19 protein-coding genes are annotated in these 25,316 nt (G+C 41.1%); 10 read left to right on the top strand and 9 right to left on the bottom strand.

Features of this window, described 5'->3' with window-relative positions; all coding sequences use genetic code 11:
• Nucleotides 1-9: 9 nt before the first annotated feature.
• The 4 genes from EJL04_RS12545 to EJL04_RS12530 form a co-directional block, all read right to left on the bottom strand.
• Nucleotides 10-2,298 carry a DEAD/DEAH box helicase gene (locus EJL04_RS12545; RefSeq protein WP_125105150.1) on the bottom strand — a complete coding sequence of 763 codons (2,289 nt, stop codon included), beginning with the start codon at nucleotides 2,296-2,298 and terminating at the stop codon, nucleotides 10-12.
• Nucleotides 2,298-3,704 (bottom strand): radical SAM/SPASM domain-containing protein, encoded by a 1,407-nt coding sequence (locus EJL04_RS12540; protein ID WP_241209996.1) that lies wholly within the window; start codon nucleotides 3,702-3,704, stop codon nucleotides 2,298-2,300. The genes EJL04_RS12545 and EJL04_RS12540 overlap by 1 nt, the downstream gene beginning before the upstream one ends.
• 301 nt (nucleotides 3,705-4,005) lie before the next feature.
• Nucleotides 4,006-5,292: an IS1380-like element ISBf11 family transposase gene (locus EJL04_RS12535; protein ID WP_125105149.1), complete on the bottom strand. Its 1,287-nt coding sequence runs from the start codon at nucleotides 5,290-5,292 to the stop codon at nucleotides 4,006-4,008.
• A gap of 138 nt (nucleotides 5,293-5,430) precedes the next feature.
• Complete coding sequence (locus tag EJL04_RS12530; protein WP_125105148.1) at nucleotides 5,431-6,666, bottom strand: M20/M25/M40 family metallo-hydrolase; 1,236 nt, start codon at nucleotides 6,664-6,666, stop codon at nucleotides 5,431-5,433.
• A 471-nt stretch (nucleotides 6,667-7,137) separates the two neighbouring features.
• Here EJL04_RS12530 and EJL04_RS12525 point away from each other — a divergent pair, with 471 nt between their 5' ends.
• From EJL04_RS12525 to EJL04_RS12495, 7 genes are all read left to right on the top strand, one after another.
• Nucleotides 7,138-7,821, top strand: coding sequence for a hypothetical protein (locus tag EJL04_RS12525; protein WP_125105147.1), 684 nt, complete (start codon nucleotides 7,138-7,140; stop codon nucleotides 7,819-7,821).
• Nucleotides 7,822-8,216: 395 nt separating this feature from the next.
• Complete coding sequence (locus tag EJL04_RS12520) at nucleotides 8,217-9,326, top strand: tetratricopeptide repeat protein (RefSeq protein WP_125105146.1); 1,110 nt, start codon at nucleotides 8,217-8,219, stop codon at nucleotides 9,324-9,326.
• A gap of 96 nt (nucleotides 9,327-9,422) precedes the next feature.
• On the top strand, nucleotides 9,423-10,622 hold the full coding sequence (locus tag EJL04_RS12515) for a PDZ domain-containing protein (RefSeq protein WP_125105145.1): 1,200 nt from the start codon (nucleotides 9,423-9,425) through the stop codon (nucleotides 10,620-10,622).
• 469 nt (nucleotides 10,623-11,091) lie between these two features.
• Nucleotides 11,092-12,348: a U32 family peptidase gene (locus EJL04_RS12510; protein WP_053397610.1), complete on the top strand. Its 1,257-nt coding sequence runs from the start codon at nucleotides 11,092-11,094 to the stop codon at nucleotides 12,346-12,348.
• A 222-nt stretch (nucleotides 12,349-12,570) separates the two neighbouring features.
• Entirely contained in the window at nucleotides 12,571-14,379 is a 1,809-nt protein-coding gene (locus EJL04_RS12505; protein WP_125105144.1) for an ATP-binding protein, read from the top strand.
• Between the two features lie 96 nt (nucleotides 14,380-14,475).
• Entirely contained in the window at nucleotides 14,476-14,895 is a 420-nt protein-coding gene (locus EJL04_RS12500; RefSeq protein ID WP_125105143.1) for a SufE family protein, read from the top strand.
• A gap of 118 nt (nucleotides 14,896-15,013) precedes the next feature.
• On the top strand, nucleotides 15,014-15,562 hold the full coding sequence (locus EJL04_RS12495) for an RNA methyltransferase (protein WP_053397611.1): 549 nt from the start codon (nucleotides 15,014-15,016) through the stop codon (nucleotides 15,560-15,562).
• A gap of 139 nt (nucleotides 15,563-15,701) precedes the next feature.
• Here EJL04_RS12495 and EJL04_RS12490 read toward each other — a convergent pair whose 3' ends face one another.
• Together EJL04_RS12490 and EJL04_RS12485 are read right to left on the bottom strand one after the other, a co-directional pair.
• Nucleotides 15,702-16,865 carry a hypothetical protein gene (locus EJL04_RS12490; protein ID WP_125105142.1) on the bottom strand — a complete coding sequence of 388 codons (1,164 nt, stop codon included), beginning with the start codon at nucleotides 16,863-16,865 and terminating at the stop codon, nucleotides 15,702-15,704.
• Between the two features lie 640 nt (nucleotides 16,866-17,505).
• The gene (locus EJL04_RS12485; RefSeq protein WP_053397613.1) at nucleotides 17,506-18,156 is read right to left on the bottom strand and encodes a MarC family protein; all 651 of its coding nucleotides are present in this window, start codon (nucleotides 18,154-18,156) and stop codon (nucleotides 17,506-17,508) included.
• A 58-nt stretch (nucleotides 18,157-18,214) separates the two neighbouring features.
• On the opposite strand from EJL04_RS12485, the gene EJL04_RS12480 reads away from it, so the two are divergent.
• Both EJL04_RS12480 and EJL04_RS12475 read left to right on the top strand, forming a co-directional pair.
• Entirely contained in the window at nucleotides 18,215-18,430 is a 216-nt protein-coding gene (locus EJL04_RS12480; RefSeq protein ID WP_125105141.1) for a hypothetical protein, read from the top strand.
• Complete coding sequence (locus EJL04_RS12475) at nucleotides 18,411-19,130, top strand: porin family protein (RefSeq protein WP_053397614.1); 720 nt, start codon at nucleotides 18,411-18,413, stop codon at nucleotides 19,128-19,130. Before EJL04_RS12480 ends, EJL04_RS12475 begins: the two co-directional genes overlap by 20 nt.
• 309 nt (nucleotides 19,131-19,439) lie before the next feature.
• Here the strand turns inward: EJL04_RS12475 and EJL04_RS12470 are convergent, their stop codons facing one another.
• Both EJL04_RS12470 and EJL04_RS12465 read right to left on the bottom strand, forming a co-directional pair.
• Nucleotides 19,440-19,961 (bottom strand): methylated-DNA--[protein]-cysteine S-methyltransferase, encoded by a 522-nt coding sequence (locus EJL04_RS12470; RefSeq protein ID WP_338142726.1) that lies wholly within the window; start codon nucleotides 19,959-19,961, stop codon nucleotides 19,440-19,442.
• 154 nt (nucleotides 19,962-20,115) lie between these two features.
• Nucleotides 20,116-21,465, bottom strand: coding sequence for an ATP-binding protein (locus tag EJL04_RS12465; RefSeq protein WP_125105140.1), 1,350 nt, complete (start codon nucleotides 21,463-21,465; stop codon nucleotides 20,116-20,118).
• A gap of 730 nt (nucleotides 21,466-22,195) precedes the next feature.
• Here EJL04_RS12465 and EJL04_RS12460 point away from each other — a divergent pair.
• A complete protein-coding gene (locus tag EJL04_RS12460) occupies nucleotides 22,196-22,444 on the top strand; it encodes a hypothetical protein (RefSeq protein ID WP_125105139.1) in 249 nt (82 codons plus the stop codon).
• Between the two features lie 334 nt (nucleotides 22,445-22,778).
• Here the strand turns inward: EJL04_RS12460 and EJL04_RS12455 are convergent, their stop codons facing one another.
• A complete protein-coding gene (locus tag EJL04_RS12455) occupies nucleotides 22,779-25,313 on the bottom strand; it encodes a DUF262 domain-containing protein (RefSeq protein WP_125105138.1) in 2,535 nt (844 codons plus the stop codon).
• Between the last annotated feature and the right edge of the window lie 3 nt (nucleotides 25,314-25,316).

The following is a 25,316-nucleotide window of genomic DNA, read 5'->3' as shown; positions in this document are numbered from 1 at the left end:
ATAGATTTATTAGTCAAAAAGTTGTTTTATTTCTTCAATTGTAAGTTTTTCATTTATAGTATTAAATAATTCTGACATCTCCATTTTATTCTTATGCAGTTCCAAAATTTTTTCTTCAACCGTATCTTTGCAAACCAAACGATATACCTCAACATTATTTTTCTGACCTATTCTATGAGTACGTGCAAAAGCTTGACTCTCAACAGCAGGATTCCACCAGTCATCCAGAAGAATTACTCTATCGGCAGCAGTAAGATTCAGTCCTGTTCCTCCAGCCTTTATACTTACCATCATAACTGTAGCAGAAGGATTATTCTGAAATGTATTGACAAGTGTTTGTCTATTACGCGTCTCACCTGTAAGTATCAACGGGGTCAGTTTATTTAACCCCGGATGCTTTACAAGCAACTCCAAAGCTGAAGTAAATTGTGAAAACAACAATACTTTATGGTTTTGTGAAACGAAATCCTTTATCAGTTTTATTGCGAAATTGAATTTAGAACTGTCTATAATCGCTTTTCCACTCAGACTAAGTGGCAAAAGACTGGTGTTTACACAGCATTGTCTTAATCTTAATAACCCCTCAAGTGCTATACTGGTCAATCGTCCACTAGTTCCATCACTCATAGCAAGGAGAAATGTTTTTCTTACTTTGGAATATATTTCTCTTTCTTCCTTCGAAAGCTCTATATATACGTTCTCCACTACCATATCAGGCAGATTCAAAACCTCATCTTTTGTCCTTCTTAATATAAACGGTGACAGAAACATTTTAGACAGTTCCACTACCCTCTTTCTATCGTTAGTATCAGTCAAACTCTTGATTTTATTATATATCAGCTCAGTTTCTGGCTGTATAAGTTTAAATTGTGCCCATATTTCATCAATAGAATTTTCAATGGGAGTACCACTAAGTATAATCAAATAATGCCTGTTAAGTGACTCTATGGCTTTATGACGATGTGTATTGTCATTCTTTACCATTTGTCCTTCATCTACTATTATTGTATCAAATTCTCTTTTGTGGTATTCCGAGGCATGAATCCTTACGGCTTCGTATGACTGTATTTCAATTCTTTCTAATAATTGGGGAGTAAACTTCATTATCTCATTTTTCCAATTTGCAGTAAGTGAAGCTGGACATATTACAAGAAATCTGTTATTTTCTTCAGTTATTGTAGTAAGATAAGCCAATGTCTGTAATGTCTTGCCCAATCCCATATCGTCAGCAAGCAGCCCTCCCCTATGATTCTTTCTGAGCTGAGACAACCACATAACGCCATCCATCTGATATGGTTTCAAATGTACATTCACATTTTCAATAACTATCGAAGTTATTTTTTCTCTTTCGCTATCAGATAAAGGTATTATAGGTTTATAAAAATTCTCGATATTTATATTGTTGGGAATCAAACTACCGACAAACTTCTCTGGAGTAAGATTCTTTATCTTATCAGAATCAAACAAATTAAAATTACCATCTGATTCTGTATAATTTCTGCTATTAAGATATGCATAAAGTATATCTTCAATATTTAAAGAATCATCGCTTCCTTCATTTTTAGATGAAAACCACTCAATTCCATTCTTTTCTCTATGATATGAAGCAGCAGAATACGTCCCTTTCGAAGAAGGAAAATAGAGTTTCCACCCCTTAGATGTAAAATCTTTAAGTATCTCCACGTCAGGTTTTTCTAACGATAAAGTGCTATATAATCTATCTATACTTAAATTTATGGATTCTATAAATATATCTTCATTCTCTTTATCCCTATAAAAGAAATTGTTATTATCATCTTTAATCGGAATAGAAGTATAACATATTGGATATAGTGTAGCAGAATCCTCATATCTAAATCTTAAATTCATATTTTTCCACCACATTCGAATATCTGATATGTAAATTTCTCTACCTATAAGTTTTCCTTTACAGATGTGTATTTTATCAGCAAATAAAGAACTTTTCAAAACAGATTTTATATTCTTTATTCTTTTTAGAGATGAATTTTTCCCTCTAGAACGCTGGTATATCCATTCATGATTAGACAAAACCTGAATAAGCTCTTCATTTGTCATTTGTACAGGAAAAAAAATAAACGGCTGTTTTTCCTGCCCAATCATAAACAGAATTTGAGCCAAATGATCTGTCTGAAAAGTTTTAGAACGACGAATATCGTCTCCGTTTACTTTTCTTTGAAACGGAGACAAAGACCTGGAGCCTGTTTCTATACAAACTTCAATTTCTACATTTTTATTCGCAGTCGTATTATTCAATATACATACCAGCCTATATTCCATTAGTCAAACTTGTAAAAATAATTAAAGCTATCTATCATTCTTTTCTTTAATCTGCTTTTTTTATCATCATTGCAACTGACTTGATGATATGGTAAAACAGAAGATTGCATTTTACCAGCAAAATCGAAATCATCAATTCTACATCCGCCGTCACAAATATATCTCAACTCACAATCCTTACATGGTATCACATTATCCACTGAAGTAGCCAAATGTATTTCCTTACCTTTTTCCATGAAAAACGACATTGGCTTTTCTGTAACATTGCCAAATGTTTCCATTTCATTTATTCTATTGCAGAAATAAACATTTCCATCTGCACTGATAGATATACCTCCAAGACCACAATTTATTGCTACTAAATTTGGTGTATGGCCTGCAAGAAAATTCTCATAATCAGCATTTTCATCAACGTACTTTTCTATATCTTTTATTATTGCAGAATATTTTTCATTCTCTTCAGCCGTAAAATTAACATTTCTACCAGGAAGAAGCTTTTTGCTAAGTTTGAAGAATACATCATTACCAAATGTCTTTCCTTTTATCGCGTCAACAAGATTCTTGTACCTAATCTGCGTATTCGCATTGAGATTATCATAAGTAAATGTTGTAGCTACAGATGTCTTTACTCCTGCATTAGCAAATTTTACTATCGTATCTACAACTTTTTCAAAGTGTCCATTTCCTCTTACTGCAGAATTTGTCTCTTCATCAACTCCATCAAGACTAAACTGAATTTCATCAATAATTGGAGCTAACTCTTTTATCAATTTATCAGACCACAACAGACCATTAGAAAGGATTGTGCATTTCAATCCTGAATTATGGGCATGATTTATTATTTGTGGAAAATTTTTAAACATAAGAGGTTCTCCACCAGAGAAAGTCACAAATTCTCCTCCATTTTCTTTAAATGAAGTTAATACTTTCATCCAGTCTTCTAATGCTAATTCATTTTCCAGTTTCTTTCCAGATAGCATGAAACAATGTTTACATTTAAGATTACATGCATTTGTAATATATATATTAAGCATTTTGTAACCTTCAAGATATTCTTTAGGTACATCTTCATTGACTCCTGCTAACTTTCTTGCAAAAATTGCAGCCAAAACGATCTTTAGGTCAACCATCGCTTTTTCAGTCTTTATAGTTCCTATTATATCGCCAACGCATATTCCAGAACGCAACATGTTTAGAAAATCTATCTGACTGGAATTATATAAAACTATCCAATTTGCAGTTTGAACAGCAATAACCAAATAATAATTATTTATTTTTTCTACAACTATTTCTTTAGGGAAATGAAGTATATCATCGTAATCTAATTCTCCATTCATAATTATCAAGAATAATTTAAAATAAAAAAATGCCCCATTTTTTGGGGCATCAATCTTTTTGTAAACCAAAAATTAATTCTGGTTTACATCACAGCGTTTAAAGCAATACATAGCTCCTACGCGTTCTGCATCAGAAAATTTTTTTTCTGACCAGTTAAATGTAATTTTCTTTTTCATTTTTATTATTTTTTTTAGTTTACCTCAAATCCGCAACCGCCCTCATAAGATGACACAGAGGTCAAAAAGGTAGCGACACTGTGGCAAAAGAGGGTGCAACGCAGCAAAAATCGCCACAAAGACGCATTAAATCCCCTTACCCCACCATGCGACTTGAGGCAATACGCAAAATCACGACCATAAGTTGTCGGTGTCATCCAAAGTCATTCTGGAACACATCAGCATAAGCGTTGTTGCATGAATAGATATTCAGCACATACTGCCTTGATGTCCTGACCCATTTGGCTGGCACAGAGATGAACTTGAAGACAAACGCCTTGATGCGGCTTGTTGCTTTGAGTCCGAACCTCTTCACGTCAAGCCTCGCCATGATGAATTTATAGAAGTTGCGTATGAGTGCCGTAAGCAGAAGAAACACCGTGTTTTCTCCCATGAAGGATTTTGGAAGCCTGTTCCAGCCGAATCCGTTATTCATGTCATCGAAGATGCGTTCCTTCCCTCCACGGAGGTTATAGAATTCGACAATCTCTTTCTCGGAAGACTCGTAGTCATTTGTAAGGATGCAGCGGTAGGTGTATTCTCCTTCCCACAGGTCGAGTTCGCCGTCTATCCGCTTCTGTCTTTGAATCACAAGACGGTATGCCTTCCCTTTCCATTTCTCGATGAGAATGGAGGCCAGCTCAAACTCAATGCCGCCCAATTCCACTTTCTTCCAACCTCTGAGGGCAAAGATGTCATTGTAGAGCGAACTGCATCGGTTGGCACGGATATAGAAGGTCTTGCAGTGTTTAGCAATCTCTTCCACTATCTCTTCAGAACACGAGCCGCAATCAGCTCTGAAACGGTTGATAATAAGCTTGTTCTGTTCAAACCTTTCAAAGAACCTCTTCAGCGTGTCCTTCTGGTGGAAACGGACATTTGTGTTGCCGTCGCTGTTCTCACTGCCGACAATCAAGTCGCCAATAACCGCCACGCCAGGGTGATAACCAAGGAACTTCTTGTATGTAGGCTTCGCATCATACTTCTCAGCCTCTATGAACTGGTGGTCGAAGTCAACGTCATACCCCTCGCCCTCTTTCAGTTGCCCTGTGGACAATAGGCAATTGAGGAGCAGTGTATTCAGCTTGTCTGCCGTGTTGAAGTCGTAGGTCTTGCCAGTGTCGGATGTGTAGGAAATGTTATCCTGGGTCAGTTCCTTTATGGCTCTGAGAATCGTGTCGGCACTGCATGTGCGAAGTGTCGGATGAAGCGAGAGGTGGTACATCAGATGAGTGGTGACATCCTCTATGCATGAGCCGCCACAGAAATAAACGCTCATAAGCGAACGGATGATTTCGCTGTATTGATAACCATACAGCCTGCATCTCATACCGAGGGTTGAGTCGATTACAGATGAGAGATTGGAGTCAAATTGCTCCATTATTGAAAAAATTCCTCCAAAAGGAGAGAGTTTCTCAGATTTTATTGCTACCTTTGCCATGTCTGTCGGGTTTGATACATATTTTGATTTGCAACACTAAGATAGGTGAAAAATCTGACATAGCAAAATCCTGAGCAACTTTTTGTTGCTCAGGTACTTATAAAATAAGTTAAACTAAAATGCTGCGGAATTTAGGGTTTATAAATAATACCTGTTCTCTATTAACTTAGTCACTAAAGTACAACAGCTTTTTAAATCTTCAATATCTATAGTCTCAACAGGACTATGCATATATCGACATGGGATACTTAATAACAAAGTACATATTCCATTACGACTAATCTGAATCACATTGGCATCTGTACCTGTTGGGCGTGCACAAACCTCCAGCTGATAGCTAAGATTTAAATTTTTCGCCAAAGATACAACTTTTTTTGTAATTTCATTGTCCATATTAGGACCAATTGCAATAACAACCCCTTTTCCCAAATTTATTTCGCCATCTCTTACAGGTGACATCCCAGGATAATCTGTTGCATGGGTTACATCTAGAACAATACAAATATCCGGGTTTATAGTAAATGCAGCAGTCTGAGCACCTCTTCCCCTAAGTTCTTCCTGAGTTGTAGCAATATAATAGATGTCATCATTGCACTCTTTTTTTGCAAGTTTCTGAGCTATAGAAACTATTGCAGAAAGAGAACACCTATTATCCATAGCCTTACCTATCAACTTATTTCCTTGCTGATACGCTAATGATTCTAATGTTCCTACATTACCAATTTCAACTAGTTTTAGAGCCGAATCTTTATTGTCAACATTAATATCAATCCATAAATCTTCGGGATTTAAAGATTGTTTAGAACCAGACTCCTTCTGAAGATGAATAGGTTTAACACCTATACAACCCCTAACAATATTATTATCGACACCTTTAATCAAAACGGTTCTACCAGGAAGAATATTGGTATCTATTCCACCAATTTCATCAAAATACAAATAACCATTGTTATCAATATATGTCACTATAATTCCTATTTCATCAGCATGAGCTGTTATCATTATTTTTTTTCGTTTATCCCCACAGCCATACTTTACTGCTACAGCATTACCTATATTTGTAAGATTTATTTCATCTACATATTGCGATATTTCTTTGCACCATACGTCAATAACTTCTTTTTCATAACCAGAAGGTGCAATTATACTCGATATATGTTTTAAAAAACTTACATTAAACTCCATAACACCAATTTTTAATTGCAAATTTAAAGAAATTAATTGGAAAAACCTTGCAGCAAATCCAATTATAATCAAACTATGGCAAGTAATTTTACTACTTTCATATAAAATACATATTCCATAGTAAAAATTCAGGATTTTTTCGAATTTAGAAAATAAAATAACTATATAAAAATTTTTAAATATTATCATATTATTAGTGCCTTTACAAAATCTTTTGGGCTATTGTTTTTTTATCTATAATATTTATATTATATTGAAAATGCAAAAACAAAGATGTAACAAAAAATTTTTCAACTTAATGAAAATAGCCAAAGTAAAATATTATAAACAAGTTCGAGATAAGAAATATTAAAAAAGTTCAAATCATAGAGTATTCTCCTTTATTACAATTGATGACTCCGACTTATTATCAAAGAAACAACATGCTACCTTTATGGTTTCTGTGCCTTATACCGTCATCACATGGTGATGGAATATGCAGATTTATTGAAAATTCGATACTCAGATTCATCGACAATACAGAATAATTCAGTAACTTTGTATTTGGTTATCATCGCTCGTACTATTTGTAACTATCTTATTTTCAATCATAAAGATACAAAATACTTGCGAAACTGCCAATTCTTATTTATGTTATTTTATCCCAAAATCGTGTAAGCTATGAATAGAAACAATTATCCCAAAGGAAGTAAAGGCATGATTCAATTATTGGTTGAAGAACATAAAGATTTGTTGGATAAGGTGCTTGGTATTAAGCTCAACTGGATATGCCCGATTAAGGAGGATAATTTTAAAGAACTTCAACTGAACGGAGAAAAGATGTGTGGCGAACTTGGATTATCTAGCGAAGATTTCAAAGATTTTTGGCCGACAAGACAACCGCAATGGGATGGTATAGCAAAAGACGAAAATAATAATCTATATCTTATAGAAGCTAAATCGCACTTGGATGAAATATGCCTCGGAAACCGTGAGCCTGACGGCTCTAATCAGGATCAGAACAAAAATTACGGCATGAAAATAAAAAGTCTGTTATGCATTAAAAAACATTATAACTCAAACGAAGAAAATAAATTATGGCTGCACAAATACTATCAGATTTCAAACAGACTGGCGTTTTTGAAAAAGATGAAAGAACTGTCTAAGAACAAGAAAACAGACTATAATGATGTTAAACTTATATTTCTTAACTTTAAAAATGACACCACATGGGGTAAAAAGGCCGTAAAATGCGACGAATGGATAAAGAAATATAATAAAATTTGGGATGAACTGGGTGTTAATAAAAACATGTTGGAAGAGGATGGTGTGCTGATTATAGATATAGACGGTAAGGATTTCTAAGAAAACATGCAAGAGACTGATTCTGATTAAACAAAGAATGTATGTCTGCAATGGCGATTGTGCAAGTCATGAAAGTTTTTTCATGTTATCTTACTTCAATTTCTTGATTTATCGAATAATCCAAACTTTCTAAAGAATAATATCAACATGCGGGCATATCGACACAAAAAGCAACACCACGTTTAGCGCTTGAATAATAACCTTAACCGTATGTCGTCACAAAGAAAAATACACGGCAAACAATGAAGACCATGAATATAAACTAAATAACTTAGTTAAAAATAATATATTCTGTACTACATTCTTATATTTTCGCTATATTTGCATAACATAAACAGAAATTTGCCTTCTGCATAAAGAAAAGAATATATCGCTAAAATAAAAATTTTATTGCCATGAAAATCATCAGTCTTATACTATTGCTAATGGCCCTGACGGCAGCCTCAGCCAGAGCCGACAATAACGCAACAGAAGCGCTGGGCGACAGTTGCATGAAAATAAACGACACGTTCAACGCCATGAGATATTACGGCGAGGCGCTGCAGGCCGACAGCTCTGACGCTATAAAGGACAAGATGGCGCACTGCCTGTTTATGCGCGGCGAATACCGCAAATGCGCGGCAATGCTCGAAGGTATGACAAAGAAAGGCGCCGACAGTCTGAGCCAGGAGACGATGCGCCGGCTGTTTGACTGCTACAGATACATGGACAACACGGCAAAACAAATTGAATGGGGTAACAGGTTGCTGAGCAGGTGCCCTATGGACGGCATCGTGACGGCATATATGGCACGCATATACAACAGCGACGACAACATATCGTCGCCGCAGAAGGCTTATGACATTACGGCCAGATATATGCAGACAGACTCTGCGTGTCTGCCCGTGCTGCGCGAATATGCCGACGCAAACTTCCTGATGCGCGACTACGACAAGGCAATAAATGCTTACAACAGGCTGCTTGAACTGGGCGACTCTACCTACAACACTGTCTACTCGCTCGGCATGGCCTACATGCAGACGGGCAAGAACCCTATGGCACGCAGATGGCTCACCAAGGCAGCCGAAAAGAGCAAAATGCAAAATGCGGGATGCCTTTACCGGCTCGGCATCGTGTGTGTTGACATGGACAGCGTGGCCGAGGGCATTGACTATCTGGAAAAATCAATCGAACTGATGCAGCCGGACCATACGGTGCTGTTTGTAGTAAAGCGCGCATTGGGCGAGGGCTACTACAAGCAGGGCAAATACTGGTCGGCAATATACGCATGGCGTGAGGCGCTTAAACTTAACCGCAACAGCATGGCCACGATATTCAACACGGCGCAGGCATACGGACTTGTGGGCAAGCACGACATGGAGAAGGCCTACTACAGAACTTTCCTGAGCATGGCGGCACTGGTGAAGCCCAACAAGGAGCTTAACCAGATGGTGGAACAGGCAGAGACCGCAGTGGGAATGAAGGAGAGCTTCAACGGAAACATAATAAGCCTGCCTGCAAACTGACCATGCCGGCTGCCTAAAACGGAAAGACAGCACGTCGGCACATAATAGAGACAGCTTATCTTAGATTAATACAATACTAATTAAATATTTAAGCCTATGAAAAGAAATCTTTATATTATTTCTCTCTTCCTGTTTTTCTTCTCATTAAAAGGCATTGCGGCCATTCCTGAAGGGGCAATACCATTTATCTTTGACAGGCATCTGTATTTTCAGTGTACGCTTAATGACACCATACCTGTTACCCTAATTTATGACACCGGGGCTGATTTTCTATACTTAGACCAAGATTATCTGAAAGTAAATAATCTTCAAAATGCTTTCGGCAGAAAAGGCAGGGCCAAAATCGGGGGAGCAGGCAACAGCGGACCTCAAAGCGTAGAGATATTCATCGAGCCCGTCAAGATTCACTGCGGCGATATGGAATATCAAAACAAGATTACTCCTATAATTAAGCTGCGCGACATTCTCGGCAGACATACCGACGGCTTGTTAGGCAACACTCACCTACTGACATCTCCTTTGGAAATCAATTTTAGCGAAGGATACATAAAACAGCTTAAAAAACCGTTTAAAGATGATTTGCTTGATAACTATATAAAACTTGACGCACGATTTGAGAAAAACCGTATTGATGTAAAGGCCAAACTTCAGATTGACGAGAAGAACACCTTGGAAGGATGGTTCAGAATGGATTTAGGATGTGGTTCCTCAATCAGTCTTACTAACGAGGCAGCATCTTCTCTGAATATTGATGACATACCGAAAGCATACTTCAGGACACAAGCCGGCGGCATTGGCGGCGGTTCTGACCAGTTTATTATAAGAGCCGCGCAATTCTGTATGACAGATACACTTAAAGACATCGTAATAGATTATTCTGTTAATAAAAAAGGCGCTCTGTCATTTGGTAAGCCATATTTAGGTCTGATTGGAAATAAAATATGGTCGTTATACGATATTGTCTTAGATCCGGAAAACTCTTCAGTGTGGGTGAAACGCAACAAGAATAAAGGAATGTATATGCTATCATCTGTAACCCATATGGCAACTTTTGACCGCACGGATATTTATGAAGGATGGATAGTGAACGGATTATACAAAGGCGGAATAGCAGAAAAGGCCGGTATTGAAATTGGAGATATAATCATAGCCATAAACAACCGTCCGGTAAAAGAAATAACATGGGAAGAACAACGAAAGGGGCTAAACCTTAATGGAGAAGTTGAATATACCGTCAAAAAAGCCGACGGCAAGATAGTTTGCTATACATTACACGTTGACAAACAGATAATCTGATTTAATGCCTGACTAAATATTAAGTTTTTTATAATCGAGAGAGAAATTCTTATTTTTATAGGAATGAAGCTAAGATAGCCCTATTGCCGTTTTATATTGAATATCTTGCCGTCCGCTATTTTCTAGACATAGCCCGTTATGCCTGCTAAATAGCAGACGGCAAGACAGCAATATGTAAAATAGACAGATGAAAACATCAATCTGCCTGCAGAAACAAACCATATACCGGCTTACGACCGATAAAGGTTAAACAGGCTCTTGGGCAAATATGATAAAAATATGAAAAACTATTTGAGTGTTAGCATTTTATTAGTATCTTTGCAGACAGAATTTTAAGCAAATCACAATAAGGATTATTCCGTTGTGAAAACATTGAGGCTGGCTCGTCGTCCTTTAACGGCGGGCATTTTTTATAATGGCCGAAAGGCTTTGACAAATGGGTATTGACAACAAGATTTCACAATAAGTTATGGACACTAACATTTCCGACTATGAGATAATGGCACCCGTGGGCAGCCGCGAGAGCCTGCAGGCAGCACTGCAGGCAGGTGCCGACTCGATTTATTTCGGCATCGAGAAGCTGAACATGAGGGCTCACTCGGCAAGCACGTTCACCATTGACGACCTGCGCGAGATTGCAGCTACGTGCGGCGAAAGGGGCGTGAAGACTTATCTGACGGTGAACACCATCATCTATGACGACGACATAGAGCTGATGCACCAGATAATAGACGCCGCCAAGGAGGCCGGCATATCGGCCGTGATAGCGAGCGACGTGGCCGTGATGACCTACTGCCAGAAGGTGGGCCAGGAGGTTCACCTGTCTACACAGCTTAACATAAGCAACATCGAGGCGCTGAAGTTCTACTCTCAGTTTGCCGACGTTGTGGTGCTGGCGCGCGAGCTGAACATGGAACAGGTGGCAAAGATACATGAGCAGGCGGAGCAGATGAACATCTGCGGACCGTCGGGCAAGAAGATCCGCATAGAGATGTTCTGCCACGGCGCGCTGTGCATGGCCATCAGCGGCAAGTGCTATCTGAGTCTTGACAACGCGTCGCGCTCGGCAAACCGCGGAGAGTGCATGCAGCTGTGCCGCCGCTCTTACATCGTGACGGACAAGGAGACAGGCACGGAGCTGGAGATTGACAACAAATATATAATGAGCCCGAAAGACTTGAAGACGGTGCGCTTCATCGACCGCATGATGAAGGCCGGCGTAAGGGTGTTCAAGATAGAGGGCCGTGCGCGCGGCGCTGAGTATGTCTACACCGTGGTGAAATGCTACAAGGAGGCCATACAGAGTGTGCTTGACGGCACGTTCACCGAGGAGAAGAAGGACGAATGGGACGAGCGCCTGGCAACGGTGTTCAACCGCGGCTTCTGGGACGGATACTACCAGGGACAGCGCCTTGGCGAATGGAACAAGAACTATGGTTCTAACGCCACGGAGCGCAAGGTTTACGTGGGCAAGGGCGTCAAGTATTTCTCTAAGCTCGGCGTGGCAGAGTTTACGTGCGAGGCGTGCGAATTCTCTGTAGGCGACAAGATGCTTATAACGGGTCCTACCACGGGCGTGATGTATGTAACCGTCGAGGAGATTCACGACGACACTCATGCCGTTGAGACAGCGCAGAAAGGCACCCGCGTATCGTTTAAGGTACCCGACAAGGTTAGACCGAGCGACAAGCTGTTTAAGCTGGTTAAGGTGGAGCCGAAATATTGATTTTTCTTAGGAGTTAAAGGAGTTAGAGTAGTTAAAGGAGTTAAAGTCAAATGCTGTTCTTCTTGGGAGTTAAGGAGTTAGAATCAAATGACTTGTTGACATAAAACAACTTTGCATTTGGATTTTTCACTTTTCGTTTTTCACTTTCATAAGACGGAAGTTAAAGTAAAATGACGTGATTAGCCTATATGCTAAATTAAAAAAATATTTGCTGTTTATATTATGTGGTCGATAGAGCAACTTAAATACTGCAAAGAGTCGGAAGACAAAGTGGAGTTCAAGAAAGGTGAACACGGAAACGTAGCCTATGACGGAGGCTCGCGACTGAAACCTTCGGAACGCCGCCGCTGCATATTGGGTTATGTTACCGCCTTATGCAACGAAAAAGGCGGTTCGCTCGTAATCGGCATGGAAGATAAGTATCCGCATAAAGTTGTAGGAACAAGACAGAATGAAAACAGCACGGGCGAACTGGAGGCAAACATATACCGCGACACAGGCATAAGACCGAAAATATACGAACTGTATGAAGATGAAGCCGAAAAAAAAGGCCGTGTTCTCGTGATAGATGTTCCGTCACGACCGGCAGGAACAGTATTCAAGTTTGAAGACGTTCCACTAATGAGAGTAGGCGAAGAACTGAAACCTATGTCGGATGAAGTTTATCTAAGTATTATTCAGGAAAATGAGCCCGACTTTTCACAACAGATTTGTCGTGATGCCACTTTAGATGAATTAGATCCTGACGCATTGTCTGTTCTTAAGGAAAAATATGCAAAAAAACAGAACAATCCGATATTTCTCACACTCAGCAACAGACAGATTCTTAGCGACTTGCAACTGATAACTGATGAAGGAGTAACCAATGCCGCCGTGATATTACTCGGCAAAGAGGATTTTATCAAGCGTGTATATCCCCAGGCATCAGTGATGCTTGAATACCGCCATTCAGAATCGCAAATAACCTTCGACAATAGGATATCCTATTCGCAGCCGTTCTTTATAATGATAGACAGGCTGTGGCACGACATCGACCTGCGCAACGGTAAGTTCCAGATTAAAGAAGGACCATACATCTTTGATGTTCCTTATTTCAACGAAGAGGTTATACGCGAATCCATAAACAACGCGATAACCCACAGAGACTACACCCGGCACAGTGAAACCGTGATCAAGCAATATCCGCAAAAACTTATTGTTACTAATGCCGGCGGTTTTCCTCATGGAGTAACTATTGACAACATCCTCACAGTACCAAGCACACCTAGAAACCGCCTGCTGGCAGATGTCCTATCAAAAACAGGTATTGTAGAGCGTTCCGGTCAGGGCATAGACAAGATATTCTACAGAACATTGTCTGAAGGAAAAGAAGCTCCTGACTATTCAGGCAGTGATGCATTCAACGTTGAACTTATATTGTCGGCCATAATCCAAGACAAGGCCTTTGCCCTTTTCATAGAATCAGTACAGCAGAATCTTGCCGAAGACAATAAATTGTCTGTCTTTGAAATTGTTGTTTTAGACAAAATAAGAAGAAATGAAAAAACTACAGCTTTAGACAAGGCTGTAATAAAGCAACTTATGGACAGAAACCTGATAGAAAAGCGCGGAAAGACCAACGGCATACATTACATATTATGCCGGAGTTACTACGAATTTACAGGAAATACGGCAGAATATTCAAAAAAGAGCGACTGGAACACTTCACAGGTTACATCTATAATTATACCATTCCTCACAAAATATAACAAAGCCAAAATGGGAGACTTTGTGAAACTTCTTGACGGTCATCTTACAAGACGCCAGGTAAGAGTTTATATACAACACATGGTTGACCAAAATATCCTTACTGCAAGTGGTAAAGGTTATGGCACATATTACGAAATAAGCAACAATTATAAAAGGAACTCCGTGCTTATTGACAAGGCGTTCATCTTAGGCATTGAGGAACTGAAGAAGCGCGGAGAACTTAAATGGCCAAATAATGACCAAGAGAAAGATGACAAACAAGTAATTATAACGTGTAAGTAATTAAATATCAGACAATTAAAATGACCATGATAATATGGCCATGATATAAGATAAAATAATAAACTGTTTACAAACACATTAAAAACAAAGGATATTATGACAATAAATGAAGCACAGGACGAGGTGATTGAGGAGTTTTCTGACTTCACCGACTGGATGGACAAATATCAGTTGCTCATTGACCTGGGCAACGAACAGAAGCCGCTCGACGACAAGTATAAGACGGAGAGCAACCTGATTGACGGCTGTCAGAGCCGCGTGTGGCTGCAGGCTGACTATGAGGACGGCAAGATTTATTTCACGGCTGAGAGCGACGCGCTCATCGTCAAGGGCATCATCGCCCTGCTGATACGCGTGCTGAGCGGACACACGCCGCAGGAGATTCTCGACACAGACCTCTATTTCATCGACCGCATCGGTCTGAAAGACCATCTCTCGCCCACCCGCTCAAACGGTCTGCTGGCCATGGTCAAGCAGATCAGAATGTATGCGCTGGCGTTCAAAGTTAAAAACTAAAAGTGAAGAGTGAAGAATTCATTTGAATTGACAATTCATAATTCTTAATTCACAATTCCCGCCTTCTTGGTCAAATCATAATTTTCAATTCTCAATTATCAATTCTCAATTTGAATCGATGCGCAAGTTAAAGGTTACGGAGATGAACCGTCTGACGGTAGACGAGTTCAAGAGTTCTGAGAAGATGCCGCTCATCGTGGTGCTCGACGATGTGAGGAGCCTGTATAACGTAGGCTCGGTGTTCCGCTCGTGCGACGCATTCCGCGTAGAGGCTGTGTGGCTCTGCGGTATCACAGCATGTCCGCCGCACGTAGAGATACACAAGACGGCGCTCGGAGCTGAGGACAGCGTTGAGTGGCGCTACTTCAAGACGGCTGCCGAAGCCGTAAGCGAGCTGCACGCCATGGGATGCAAGGTGATGGCCGTGGAGCAGTGTGAAGGCAGCACCATGCTCAACGAGTTTGTGCCCGACGCCGGCCAACGCTATGCCGTCGTGCTGGGCAACGAGGTGAAGGGCGTGCGCCAGGAGGTGGTAGATGCCAGCGACGGATGCCTTGAGATACCGCAATTCGGCACGAAGCACTCGCTCAACGTGTCGGTAACGGCAGGCATCGTGGTGTGGCACTTCGCGCAGGAGCACATCAAATCAGCAAAGCAACAGCAATAATGCCACGGCACCGCAATAAGCGGCGGCATAACACAGAACACATACGGCCCTGAAGCCGGTCGAAATAAAACAACGTCCGCAGATGTCTGCATCAGGCAGAATCTGCGGACGTTGTATTTTCTATCTTGCTAATATAATCCTATCTGTTCCACACCTTTACAGAGCCCAGCCTTGTAGAGATGATGTATGCACCTGCCGGCATGCTGCTGATGCTTATACCCTCCTGCGAGTTATATTTCTTCATGTCCATCAGCACGCCCGTCTGGCTGTACACTCTTACAGGCTCGTTTTCAGCCACGCCCGTCAGGCGCACTCTGCCGTCGGCATAAACAGCCTGCACCATGTCCTTCACAGCCGGACGTATCACGTTGATTCCGGTAGACGCCACAGGAGCATATTCCATCACAAGCTCGTCATACACAGCCATCTCGCCCGTGTTTCTGTCCGTCTGATAAACGATGTTTGAGAGTATGGCGTTCTTCGAGTTGAGATAAACCGTTCCGTCCCACTCGTTCTCCACGGGATAAAGCGTGTTGACAGTCTCGAGCGACAGGTCGTGCGTGTATTCATCACGGCTCGACGGCTGCTCCTTCACTTCGCTGTATGTCATCCATTCCACAATGTTTCCGGCTTCGTCATACGTGCACACCTCGCCTCCGGCTGGCATCTTCGCGCCGGTGAAGAAGTCGCCAATGGTGCTTATCTTCTCAACCATACGGTCCTTGTCGTCATAAATATACTTCGTGCCGCTCGAGAACGTCATCTCATCGCCGAAGAACGACGAATAGACATTCTCCTCGTCCAGACGTCCCTTGTCGTCATAAGTATAGATCACCTCCTCGAATTTCTCCGTCAGCGCCTCGTCAACGTAGGTGTTGCGCTTAACGAGCTTGTCGCCTTCGTAGACATACTCATAGACACCGCCAAGTTCAAACTCGCCCTTCTTGCGGTTAAGGTTATAGTTGGCACGGCTTAAGATGCGTCCGTTCTCGTCGTAAGTGTATCTCACCTGCGTAGAATATGTATAGAAGTCGTCGCCCGAGAACTTCTGGTATCCCTTCTCGAGCACCTCGTTTCCGTTTTCGTCATAAATATATTTCAGCGTATAGTCGTAGATAAAGCCTGCCAGTTCGCGATACTGCACCGCACTGTCTACACGGCCGTTGGCATCGTCGTAGAAGTATTTGTAATAGTCGTTAGTGTGCTTCGATGTTATTCCGGTCAGCTTATATTCATACTGCTGGGCAAATGATGCCGAAGAAAACAATACAGCGATGATAAGGGAGATAAAATTTCTGTTCATAATGCGTTTGATTTAGAGGTTATACATGTTGTTTCTTAAAAGCTATAGCATTCCGAAAGCAAATATAAGCAAAATTTTATAAAAACAAAAGATATTTTGTAAAAATGTAATAATCTTTTATAAAATCAGCCCTTAAAGTTAAAATTAGTCGTCATAACAATACAATTTGCAGACAATTTCAAGGCAAAAATCTGTCAGCCGTCGCATTGTTTCTATCCATTCAGCCCCAGCGTGCCCTCAGCCGTCCATATGCTCTTTGCCGGCGCCATGCCATATGACATTTTTAAGGACATAACACACCATGCCAAAGAAAACATCCGGCGGCACCCTGCCATACATGAAACCGCAAACACAATATCTTATATTCAGAATACTGCCTGTATTTTAACCCCTATCTGTTATTATAATCCGGCCGGAATTTTTGCTTTAATACTGAGCGGAATTTTCATTTGACGTTCCGCAGGCGTGGCTGATATTCCAAGAAGAAGCCGACAAAAGACGGACGACGAAGGCAGGAATAAGCCAAACAGGCTGAGCTATATGCTGCCTAAGAAGCGTTTTGAGACAATAAATGCGGCAGCCCGGACACTTGTCCCGACTGCCGCATTCAACGCGTCATACCGCATTATATTATATCACGTCAGGCACCTGCCGCGCCCTGACTTATTATGTCTATAAGTATAGGCTTCATTCCGCCGACGAAACATTCAACGGCGATGACCATAAGCAGAAGGCCCATAAGGCGCATCATTACGTTGTTGCCCGTCTCGCCGAGCACGCTCACAAGGCGCGTGGAGGCACGCAGGATGAAGTATGTAAGCACGTAGATAAACACTATCGAGCCTATCAGTATGCTCTTCATCGTTATTGTATGGGCGTCGCTCATCAGCACGATGGTGTTGGCTATGGCGCCCGGACCGCAGAGCATAGGTATGCCCAGCGGCGTTATCGATATGTCGTTGGCATAGGTCTTTATCTCGTCAGAGTTGAGCTTCACGTGCGTGTAGCGTGCCTGCAGCATGTCGTAGCCTATCTTGAAGATTATCACGCCGCCGGCTATGCGGAAGCCGTTGGTGGATATGCCGAAGAACATGAAGATAAACTGGCCGGCAAAGGTGAACACGATGAGGATGATCAGCGCCGTGATGGTGGCGCGCTTTACGATAGACTGGCGCTGCTCCTCGCTCATGCCCTGGGTCATGGTAAGAAACACGGGCATCGTGCCGAGAGGATTGGCAAGCGTGAAGATTGATGTGAGGCACAACAGTGCGTAAGGAAGTAATGTTTCCATGGTTTTTTAAATTTTTCTGCAAATTTATAAATAAATTAATAATAAAGACATAAATGTCATGAAAAATAAAAATAATAACCGCCCAATGGTTATTTCGGCTGCGCGTGCCGGCAAATACAGCCGCCCCAAAAGCACACAGGACAGCGCCACAAGGGCGCATATTAGGGGTTTCCCTATGCAATTTAGGCCTTTTCCTTTTGACATCTCGCCATTTTTTAGTTTCTTTGCACCAAGTAAACAATATTCAGAAACTTATGAGCACGAAAACAATTAAGAGATTTGCCATAGCCGCACTGGCAGCAGTAGGACTCTCACTGCCGGCATCGGCACAGCACTACAGCCACAGCCGCTACTACAACGAGAGCACCGGAAGACTGGAATATTCTTACGGACGCCACGACAGCGGACTGGGCACGGGCAACATGTATTACGGTTTCCGCATAGGTCCGGCGTTCTCAACGGTCAACTCTGACGACCCTACGCTCGACGGCAGCGACTCGCAGACAGGCCTGACCGTAGGAGCAGTGGTGGGCATTCCGCTGTCGGCAGACATTCCGCTCTACCTTGAGCCGGGACTCTTCTACACCGAGAAAGGCGGAAAGAAAGACATAATAAACGACATGGGCGAGAAGAAGAAAATGACCTACGACCTCAACTACATAGAGATGCCCATCGTGCTGAAATACATCTACAGCATCACCGACCACTTCTCCGTGCAGCCGCAGTTCGGCGGATACCTGGCATGCGGCGTGGGCGGCAAGATGAAGAACTATGACGAGCGCAAGGCCTTCAGTTCGTTCTCCGACGATGCCTTCCAGCGCTTTGACGGAGGTCTGCGCGTAGGATGCGGCGTGGCTTACGACCTGTTCTACTTCGACATAACATACGACATCGGTCTGTCTAACATCTGTCACGACACGTTCGACACGTCGCACAACGGATGTCTGTCGCTCAACTTCGGCGTAAACTTCTAAGTCTGCCGATGCCATTTAAAAGTGTGTACCCGGACGCATGCCGCAAGGCATGACGACAACATATCACAATTTATTTTATAATGTTATTTTAAACTGAGGCTGCCTGCCCGCAAGGGTCACGGCGGCCTTTTTCGTAGACAGCCTTACGGGCTGCGCCACCACCCGTAAGACAAGCGGTCAGCCCAGCCCAAATCCGGCGTTATTGTTCAGCCTAAATTTTTGCCTCATAACAATCCCGACGCACATAACAACACACCCCACAATGCGCCCCACATGAAGCCTCTGTCCGGCCGAACCGCAACAGCCTCACTACACCAGTCTGCCTTCTGCCATAGAGCGCTCCGCCTGCAGCAGCCATTCCTTGCGCCATACGCCCCCGGCATATCCCGTCAGGCTTCCGCCCGAACCGATAACGCGGTGGCAGGGCACTATGAGCGACACGGGATTGCGCCCTATCGCTGCCGCCACGGCCCTCACAGCCCCAGCGCCACACTCGCCGCAGGCAGCCATGCGCAGCGTCAGTTCCTTGTATGTCAGCGTAGTTCCGCATGGAATGTCCATCAGTTTGCGCCACACGAGGCGGCTGAACGGCGTGCCCATAAGGCTCAGCGGCGGCACAAACTGCGGATCATGGCCGCTGAAATATTCGTCGAGCCACCTCACGGCAAGCCTCAACACGGGCACGTCTGCCTCTTCGGTCCTACCGGTCAGCGTGCTGCCGTAGTGCTTCTGTCCGTCAAACCACAGCCCCGTAAGCCTGTCGTCGCGGCATGCCAGGGTTATCTCTCCCAGCGGCGAATAATATTTGCATGTAAATGAAATGTCGCTCATGCGGATATGTTTTTACCTGTTAAACGATTAATGCGGCACGACAGACTGCCCGTTTACATGCCCGGCGCCACATTTCATAATAATATATGGCACGACAGAAACAGGCTCTACACACCATAAAACCTCATGCCGCCATACGGCTTTACTAATTCCACTAACAGCTGCGTTTGCTCTCAGCCACGAATCTTCGCAGCAGGAAAGTCAGGAAATACGGAAAAGTATAGAATTTGCCGTTGAATCCGATGTTCCTGTAGCCCAGTTTGATGCCATATTTCACGTCATTATATTTGTCGTCATTCAGCAGTCTGTTCAGCGAAGCCGTAGCCCCGTCGTTGGCTTTCACCTCCACCGGTATGAGCGAATCGGCGCTTCTTATAAAGAAGTCCATCTCAAGAGCCGGCCTGTCGCTGTGATAGTAAAACAGCCGATAGCCCTGCTTTACGAGCATGTCGCCTACGATATTCTCGTATATCGCCCCTTTGTACGTGCCTAGATTCCTGTTTGCCCTCAGGTCTTCCTGTGCCTCCTCGTCGAGCGAGGCTATCAGCAGTCCTGTGTCCTTAAAGTATATCTTGTACATCTTTGGGTCGTAGTTGCCTTTCAGCGGCAGCTCGGGCTGATTAAGACAGTAGCACACGTTCACCACTCCGGCATCGGCGAGCCATTCAACGCATCCCATATAGTCTCTGTTGCGCGCGTTTCTGGCTATCTTGGTTATCTGAAACCGCTTGTTCTCCTTTGCCAGGAAGGTCGAGATATGGTTATACACCGCCTTCACCTTTGCCTTGTCCAGGCCCTCAACATATTTTGTTATGTCCTCCTCATAGTCTTTCAGCAGCTGGCGCTGAATGTCGAGCGTGCCGCTGAAATTCTTGTTCCTAACATACGTGCTGACCACTTCGGGCATGCCTCCGATTATGACATAGTCGCGGAACAGGCTCATCAGTGTGTCCATCTGCAGCTCAGACAGCGGCCTTACGTCGAGCATGTGACTTAGCAGGTCGGCCGTGAACTCGTCGTTATAGCCCTTTGCCCACAAAAATTCCTCAAAGTCCATCGAGTGCATCTCGTAGTCCTCCTTATATCCCACGCTGTTAGATTCTATCTCATTATAGCTTATCCCCATGAGCGAGCCTGAGCAGATTACGTCGAAACGGCCGTCGAGCTTAAAAAACTTCAGCGACGTGGCACAGTTGGGGCACGCCTGAAGCTCGTCGAAGAAAAATATGGTATTGCCGGGGATAAACTTCAATTCAGGATTCAGCAGTGATATATTCTTCAGTATTGCGTCCACCTCAAATCCGTCGTTGAATATCTCACGGTATTTTTTCTGCTCGATAAAGTTTATCTCTATCACGCTTGCATAATTCTGACCGGCAAACCACTCTACTGAGCGCGTCTTGCCTATCTGCCTGGCGCCCTTGATGATAAGAGGCTTCCTGTCAGGCCTGTTCTTCCAGTCAGTCAGATATTTGTCAATCTTTCTTTTCAGCAACTTCTCCATATTTCCAAACGTCTTGATACATCTGCAAATATAGTAAATTTCACATTTTCCGCATCATAAAAACCCATATTTTTCACACTTTCCGTACCATATTACCTCATTATTTTCACATTTTCCATACAATATACAGCCATAAATTTCACACTTTCCGCATCTAAAAAGCCTATAAATTTCACATTTTCCCCTTATTAAGGCCAAAAGTAATCAGCTGTATAAGCAGACTAAGCCAACTGACGATGCTTATTCTGACGGTATCTATGTAATGACATTATGAAGGTCATGCGGCACACCACACACCGTGGCGCCGCCGCATTTTGTAAATATTTCAGACAAAATCCATACCGTTTGACGCCTTCAGAATGCCCATGCTCCTCACGTCTCCGCGATTTTGTCTGAAAAACATCAAAAACGAGCATTCACACTAAAGCATTGGCATACAGACATTTAAGCCATTTTGAAAGCAAAAGCCGCAGTGTTAAAATATATTACTCGGCCACTTTCGCTGCAAAAGTCATAGGTTTACGCTCCAAAAGCAGTGCTATTGCAACGCAAAACAAGCCCTTCCATGCCCCAAAAACATCATCCTCACACACCCTTTAGCCGCATAAAAGCAAACATAAGTTAAAATAAGAGCACTTTGAGTATCATTTCTTTAACATCCGTTAAAGCCTTCATCTCCAGATTACAAAAAAATTTTGTCCTGACTTTTTACCATGTTTTTAGTTTTTGTATGAAAGTAGTGAAATTATTTGTTGATACAATATGGGCAAATTTTATTATCAATGATAATAACGTTCCAGAAGATACAAAAGCAGGGCAAATTCGGACAATTACCATAACTATAGAATTTTGTTTTTTACATAAACAAGCACAAAAAATCAATATAATTTGCCAAATCACATTAAATTTTAGAGATTTGGCAAATTATAGCTTATTTTTAATCAAGAATAGCTCAGATCAATATAAATATTATCATTGATTAAAATCAGCATTTATCCTATTATTCGATGCAATATGTGTACATCTTTGATTATCAATAGTATGGCGCTCTAAAATGTACGGCCAGCAAGTTAGCAAGTATCTGAGAATGTGTAAGTTAATGATTTTTAGCTTCATTCTCGACTTATCCTCCATTTTGAAAAGTAAGTGTAATTTCTTGAATATCAAAATGCGGTACAAAGATTTGTGGATAATACCATTTTTGATGAGAAAAGGTACAAAAATAGCTCTGAAACCGAATGGGAATCAGAGCCGAAATTTTAGGCAGTTATATATCCTACACAACAAGTAACATATAACTTCCTTGTTTTTTTCTATTTATTTTTAATATCATTATAATTTTTTATACACCGCTCTAGTTTAGTGACTAAATCATTTGAATCCTGTATTTGTTCTCCATAAATAATACATTTATCTTTGTATTCTTGATAATCTTCCAATCGCTTGTCTGTTTCGTACATATCAATCCTATTCCAATGTTGCCATCTAAATGTGTATTCTTTATATACAAAATCAATATGCCAACCATAGAACATTTTAACTGGCTGCGTGTCTAATAACTTCCCTTCTGTTATTTTTACCTTCTTTTTTTCAATAAGTTCACTTAAAAATTTATCTCTATTGTTTAGTGTCAAGATGATACCTGTGCTACTCGGATATAGCGATAGTCCATCATAAATCAAACGAATGTAATACTTGTCACGATTGCCATAATAACCAGTATTAATTTTTGCAATTAAATTAGTATTAACAATTCTATTAAACGCAATATTACGCCAATTATCATTGTTTACAAGAAATGTTGAATCACATATAGATTTACCCATAAGTAAATTATGGATAGGCCTTGCGTAAATATTGGTTCTCATTAAAATGTTGTTACGCCATGTGGCAATAGAATAACTGAATATAAATTTGTCATTATGTGGATATGATTGAATTTGTTTCTCCCAGTCGCTACAATATGATAATATAATACGGTTAGCAATAGCATCATTTTGCCCATATTCTGTTAATCCATTCACATTAAAATACTTGTTAGCGTTCTCCCATTTTTTTGAAAAATTGCTCCAATCATCCATAGTCCCGTTTTCATCAGTAAACAAAAAACGAATGGCACCCCTAAAAAAGGCATAATTCTCAGTTTCGATAATCTGTGTCTCATCAGGTCCTATCGCATTTGCATCCGCTTGTTTTATAAGAATCTGTTTTGCTTTGGCGATTTCTTCATTAAAACGATTATTAATTTCTGATTTTGAGGGTTCTTCTTTCTGATTTTTCAGTTCGTTATAAATATCTAGAGGGTTATGAATCTTATTAATAATGTTAATTGCTGCTTGCATTGCGCCAATACTTCTTATTGCAGGAGTATCATTTCCATCATAATCAGAAACTAAGTTCCAGATAAAACGCATCCAATTTTTTAATGAAGTGCCATCTTCATTAGTTGTACCTGATTTAAAATATTTGCATATTGCATAGAAAACGACTCTCTCCATCTGATTGAGGGTTGTTACCTCATATATCCTGTTGCCAGAATTGTCATCTATAGTCTTCCATTCCTCACCATCTTTGCAAAATTTTGGAATAAAATGAAAGTCCTTATTCCAGCTACAACCTAATATGTCGTGTATATTCTTACATTTTCTAAAGCTACTGTAAAAGTTATTCAGAATTGTGTATATATCATTGATTATTTCTGAGTTTAAAAAATGCCTATAAAAATTAAACGAGGTATAAGCAATTTTTTTGTCGTTATCCTTTGGGTTTTTTAAATCACTGAAATAGGCATAATAAACATCTTGAGACGCATTGTCATCTTTAAAACCATCTTTCGTGATAACGAGATTATAAAAATAGCGATTAAAGAAAGCAAAATAGATTTCATCTACTCTTCCCAAGCCTTTACCGTTTTCCCAGAAAATGTCAGTCCATTTATTGTCAATATCGCTCGAAAATGCTAAAGTATAAGGCATTTTTCGGCCATCGCAGTCAACTAGTTGATTGAATACCTCTCTCTCTGGATTAGAACTGTCTTTCATCCAACCAATTAAATCTGCCTTGAAATTTTCAAAACTTGTTAAGGCCTTACCACGAGCATTCATTTTTATGTACAAATCATCTGAAATTGGAATTTCATTAGAATTCAAAGGTAAAAAATTGAAAGTGATTTGATTATTTTCTGTCAAATATTTCCAATACGCGGGGAAGTCTTTATTGTTTTCAAACAGTTTTTCAATGCCATCAACTAATTCTCTATCCTGACTATTTGTATTACTAGTACCACTCAACATTCTGAGCATAGCCTGAATGGTTGGGTCTTGTTTCCATATAGAGAAAAACCATGTTTGACTCATTATGTGTTTTACGATATTGTCAGTTTTTTTGTATTCCAATTCACACAGTTTTTCACAAAACTCTCGTGAAGACGTTCGTGTTTCGTACGAGAAATTTTTTAGTGTACTAATTGTCTTGACTATTTCTTGTTTCGATGCTTCAAAATTTTCTAATTTTCCAGATTGATTTTTAAGTTTCTTCTTTTCATCTTCTGTAAATGAAGCCAGATTTGTTTTTCCTGCATGATAAGCTACATACCAATGCAATAGCCAAAGAGTAGTCAAACGTTGCTGACCATCAAGCGGATACATAGTCTTATCATTTTCTGTGCCATAGACAAAATCAAGTTCTATTGACCCGTTTTTAAAAATAGCATTACCCAACTGTTCTAAAAAACCCTTTCGTACATATTCTTTACCTTCACGACCCTGTGCATAATCGCGTTGGATAATCGGAATAACTATTCTCTTTTCCGAAATAAGTTGCCAGAACGTATATTTATTATATCCCATAGT

The sequence above is a fragment of the Prevotella marseillensis genome (assembly GCF_900625065.1).
GTDB lineage: Bacteria > Bacteroidota > Bacteroidia > Bacteroidales > Bacteroidaceae > Prevotella > Prevotella rara.
Note: the sequence above shows the minus strand (reverse complement) of the source record. Positions and strands in the feature narration are given on the sequence as shown.